We start from the raw sequence: 4,145 nt of genomic DNA on the forward strand, positions 1-4,145 counted from the left end.
GATCGGTCCGCTGCGCCAGACCGTGGCCGCCCGGCCGGTCCCACCCGGGCCACTGACCCTCACCGCCGCGATCCGGACGTCCGGCCTCGTTCCCGCCTCGCCCGAACTCACCGACGGCGGCACCACCGGCCCCGACACCCTCTCCTTCCGGCTCGGCGAGCCCGACGCCCCGGACGCCGTGCTCCTCGCGGAACTGGACGGGCGCTACCTGTCCACCGAGGTCGCCGGCGGCTTCACCGGCCGCGTCATCGGCATGTACGCCACCGAGGGCACGGTCGCCTTCGACTGGTTCGCATACGTCCCGGACCCGGCACCCTCCGCCTGACGTTCGGTATTCCGCCGAGTCTCCGCGCGCCGGTCGGCGTCGCGGGACGGCACCCGCCGCCACGGCGGACCGCTCGTCCGGGCAACCGGATGATAGGGAGCCGGCGGGCGGCGTCAGTACCTCTCGCATGATTCGAGGTCCGCGTCAAAACATTCGCGGCCCCTTTGCCGGTCCGGCCATGCCGACGCCGATCCGCGAGACAGTCCTCCACTTCGACGTCCCCACGAACACGGGGAGGTCGAGCGTGAGTTGGCGAAATATTTCGACAATCCATCCCGGGCGGTGGCTCGTAAGTTTCGAGAATATTTCGAAAACAAGTCATTGACTGCCGCTCCGCGCCAAGCCCATACTCTCGTGCAATCGCAACCCGCCGTCACGAAGACGACTTCGTACGGTCACACCATCGATCTCGCACGTTCACATGAGCGTGCCCGGCGCCGGAGGCCGGGTCGCCTGTTGCCGCGGCCGACTGCCGCCCGAGCCCGGACCAGCAGCGCGTACGAGACCCCCCGGACCCCAACACAGACCGTCATGTTGCGCGAATCGATTGCACTCGTGTGTCTATGACGCCAGATCAGGGAGTTTTCAGGATGTCGAGGAAGACACGCAGCGCGACGGCTGTCGCGATCGGCTTGGGTGTCGCGCTCGCGGCCACCGGCTGCGCCGGCGGCGACACCGGCAACGGCGGTGGCTCGGCCAACGGCAAGGTCACGCTCACCCTCTGGGAGAACGCCCAGCCCGGGCCGGGTGAGGAGTACTGGAAGGCCGCCGTGAAGGAGTACCACCAGCTGCACCCGAACGTCACGGTCAAGATACAGGCGGTCCAGAACGAGGACTTCGATGGCAAGCTGCAGACCGCGCTCAACTCGAACTCCGCTCCGGACATCTTCTTGCAGCGCGGTGGCGGCAAGATGCAGGCGATGGTCGACGCCGGCCAGATCCAGCCGTTGAACCTCACCTCCGCTGACAAGGCGAACGCGGGCGAGGCATCCGTCACAGCCTATTCGATCGACGGCAAGGTCTACGCGATGCCGGTCGACACACAGCCCGAGGGCATCTACTACAGCAAGGACCTGTTCAAGAAGGCCGGCATCACCGCGCCGCCGACGACCATGGAAGAGCTCGAGGCCGACGTCGCGAAGCTGGAGGCGGCCGACATCGCGCCGATCGCGGTCGGGGCCAAGGACGCCTGGCCGGCCGCGCACTGGTACTACAACTTCGCCCTGCGCGAGTGCGGCCAGGGCACCATGACGAAGGCCGGCAAGGAACTCAAGTTCACCGATCCGTGCTGGACCAAGGCCGGAGACGATCTGGCGTCCTTCGTGAAGTCCGACCCCTTCCAGAAGGGATTCTTGACCACCTCGTCGCAGCAGGGCGCCGGGTCGTCGGCGGGCATGGTCGCCAACCACAAGGCGGCCATGGAACTCATGGGCAACTGGCAGCCCGGCGTGTACTCCACGTTGACCCCGGACAAGAAGCAGCTCCCCGACCTGGGCTGGTTCCCCTTCCCCGCGGTGAACGGCGGGCAGGGCGACCCGAGTGCCATCATGGGCGGCCTCGACGGGTTCTCTCTGTCCAAGAACGCACCGAAGGAGGCCTTCGGCTTCCTCGAGTTTCTGGTGACCAAGGACCAGCAACAGGCGTACGCCAAGGCGTTCTTGACGATTCCGGTGAACAAGGACGCCCAGAAGGTCGTGACCGAGCCCTACAACGTCTCGGCACTGGAGGCGTTCAACAAGGCCCCCTACTCGATGATGTTCCTCGACACCATGTACGGCCAGAACGTCGGCAACGCCATGAACACCGCCGTCGTCAACCTGCTGGCGGGCAAGGGCAGTGCCGCCGACATTGCCAGGGACACCAACGCCGCTGCCGCGAAGGGCTGAGGAAACCGACGATGCGCAACACCCTGGGTGCTGACGCGGCCACGGGCCGCCGGTCGCAGGGCACGCCCGGAGGCGGGGACGCGGCCGGGCCCGCCTCCCCGTCCTCGCCGCGAGCGGCCACGCGCCGCCGCGGCCGTGCCCGGGCGCGACTGGAGATCGCAGTCCTGTCCGGGCCGGCGATCATCATGTTCCTGACGTTCGTGATCTTTCCGGTGGTGCTCGCGGCGTTCTACGGCTTCTACCGGTGGAAGGGCTACGGGGCGCCGACCGACTGGGTCGGTCTCGGCAACTACAAGCTGATCCTCACCGACCCCGCGTTCCGGCAAGTCCTGTGGCACACCTTCCTGATCCTGGTGCTCTCCCTGGTCGTCCAGGGCCCGCTGGCCGTCTTCCTCGCGCTCCTGCTCAACCAGAAGATCCGCGGCCGCTCGGTCATCCGCGTCCTGATCTTCGTGCCCTACGTCGTCTCCGAGGTCGTCGTCGGCACCGGCTGGAGCCTGATGCTCCAGACGAACGGCGCCCTCAACGACCTCCTGCAGCACATCGGGCTGGGCTCCCTGCGGGCCGACTGGCTCTCCGACCCGAAGCTGGCCATCTGGACGCTGATGGGCATCATCTCGTGGAAGTACATCGGCTTCGCGGTGATCCTGATGCTTGCGGGCCTGCAGTCGATACCCGACGAACTCTTCGAGGCCGCCCAGATCGACGGCGCCTCCTACTGGCAGATCCAGCGCCGCATCACCCTGCCGCTGCTGGGGCCGACGGTCCGGATCTGGGCCTTCCTGTCGATCATCGGCTCGCTGCAGCTGTTCGACCTCGTCTACATCATCTGGGGCCCGTACATCTCGGCCACCGCCGGCACCTCCACCATGGCGATCTACATGGTCGCCCAGGGCCGCAACGCGGGCAACTACGGCTACGGCAGCGCCATCGCGGTCGTGATGTTCCTCATCTCGCTCGTCGTCGCGCTGGTCTACCAGCGCTTCGTCCTGCGCCGAGACCTCCAGGGTGCCGTCACCGAAGGAGCCGCCTGATGAGCGCGACAACCGCCGACTGGCTGACCTTGGACGCGGACCCGAAGACGCCCGGTGGCCAGCGCGACAAGCGGGGCGGGTCGCGGAAGTGGGGGAGTCCCTTCACCTACTTCGTCGCCCTGCTCTTCATCGGGGTCTGCGTCGCACCGGTGCTCTACATCGTGCTCGGCGGGTTCCGCACCAACTCGCACATCACCACACACCCGGCCGCCCTGCCGGACCCCTGGGTCCTCGGCAACTACGAAGCCGTGCTGACGTCGAGGACGTTCTGGGGCGAATTCGCCAACTCCGTCATCGTCGCGCTCGTGAGCACCGTCGGCATCGTCGCCTTCGGACTGATGGTGAGCTTCGTGATCGCGCGTTACGACTTCAAGCTCAAGGGCGCGATGTACTCCCTGTTCGCCGCCGGCCTGATGTTCCCGATGGTCATCGCGATCACTCCGCTGTACATCATCGTCAAGAACATCGGCCTCGTCGACAACCTCTTCGGCGTCATCGTCCCGCAGATCGCGTTCGGCCTGCCGACGACCGTCATCATCCTGGTGCCGTTCCTCAAGGCCATTCCCCGCGAGATCGAGGAGGCCGCCGCGATCGACGGCACGAGCCGGCTCGGATTCTTCTTCCGCATGGTGATCCCGCTGTCGCTGCCCGGCGTGGTGACGGTCGGCATCCTCGCCTTCATCGGCAGCTGGAACAACTACGTGCTGCCCCTGTACGTCCTCAACTCGGACGCGAACTACACCCTGCCGCTCGGCGTCCAGGCGTTCTCCTCCCAGTACTCCTCGGACACCGCGAAGGTCCTCGCGTTCACCTCACTCGCCATGCTGCCCGCACTGGTCTTCTTCTCGGTCTTCGAGAGGCGGATCGTCGGCGGTCTCACCGGTGCCGTGAAGGGCTGAA

Annotated in this window: 4 protein-coding genes; all 4 read left to right on the forward strand. The window is 66.7% G+C overall.

Annotation, left to right across the window (positions count from 1 at the left end):
- The coding region (locus FRZ03_RS09490) for a beta-xylosidase family glycoside hydrolase (RefSeq protein WP_464862168.1) at positions 1-325 on the forward strand (325 nt) is incomplete at its 5' end.
- A gap of 563 nt (positions 326-888) precedes the next feature.
- Positions 889-2,211, forward strand: a complete 1,323-nt coding sequence (locus FRZ03_RS09495) for an ABC transporter substrate-binding protein (RefSeq protein WP_261398790.1) — start codon at positions 889-891, stop codon at positions 2,209-2,211.
- An 11-nt stretch (positions 2,212-2,222) separates the two neighbouring features.
- Positions 2,223-3,245, forward strand: a complete 1,023-nt coding sequence (locus FRZ03_RS09500; protein WP_146464736.1) for a carbohydrate ABC transporter permease — start codon at positions 2,223-2,225, stop codon at positions 3,243-3,245.
- Complete coding sequence (locus FRZ03_RS09505) at positions 3,245-4,144, forward strand: carbohydrate ABC transporter permease (protein WP_146464737.1); 900 nt, start codon at positions 3,245-3,247, stop codon at positions 4,142-4,144. The genes FRZ03_RS09500 and FRZ03_RS09505 overlap by 1 nt, the downstream gene beginning before the upstream one ends.
- Position 4,145 lies beyond the last annotated feature (1 nt).

Origin of the sequence: Streptomyces misionensis (genome assembly GCF_007896895.1) — a bacterium.
Lineage (GTDB): Bacteria > Actinomycetota > Actinomycetes > Streptomycetales > Streptomycetaceae > Streptomyces > Streptomyces misionensis_A.

What these genes read in the sequence shown, in the direction of transcription:
- FRZ03_RS09495 (WP_261398790.1), top strand. Translation starts at nt 889, where the DNA reads ATGACGCCAGATCAGGGAGTTTTCAGGATGTCGAGGAAGACACGCAGC.
- FRZ03_RS09500 (WP_146464736.1), top strand. Translation starts at nt 2,223, where the DNA reads ATGCGCAACACCCTGGGTGCTGACGCGGCCACGGGCCGCCGGTCGCAG.
- FRZ03_RS09505 (WP_146464737.1), top strand. Translation starts at nt 3,245, where the DNA reads ATGAGCGCGACAACCGCCGACTGGCTGACCTTGGACGCGGACCCGAAG.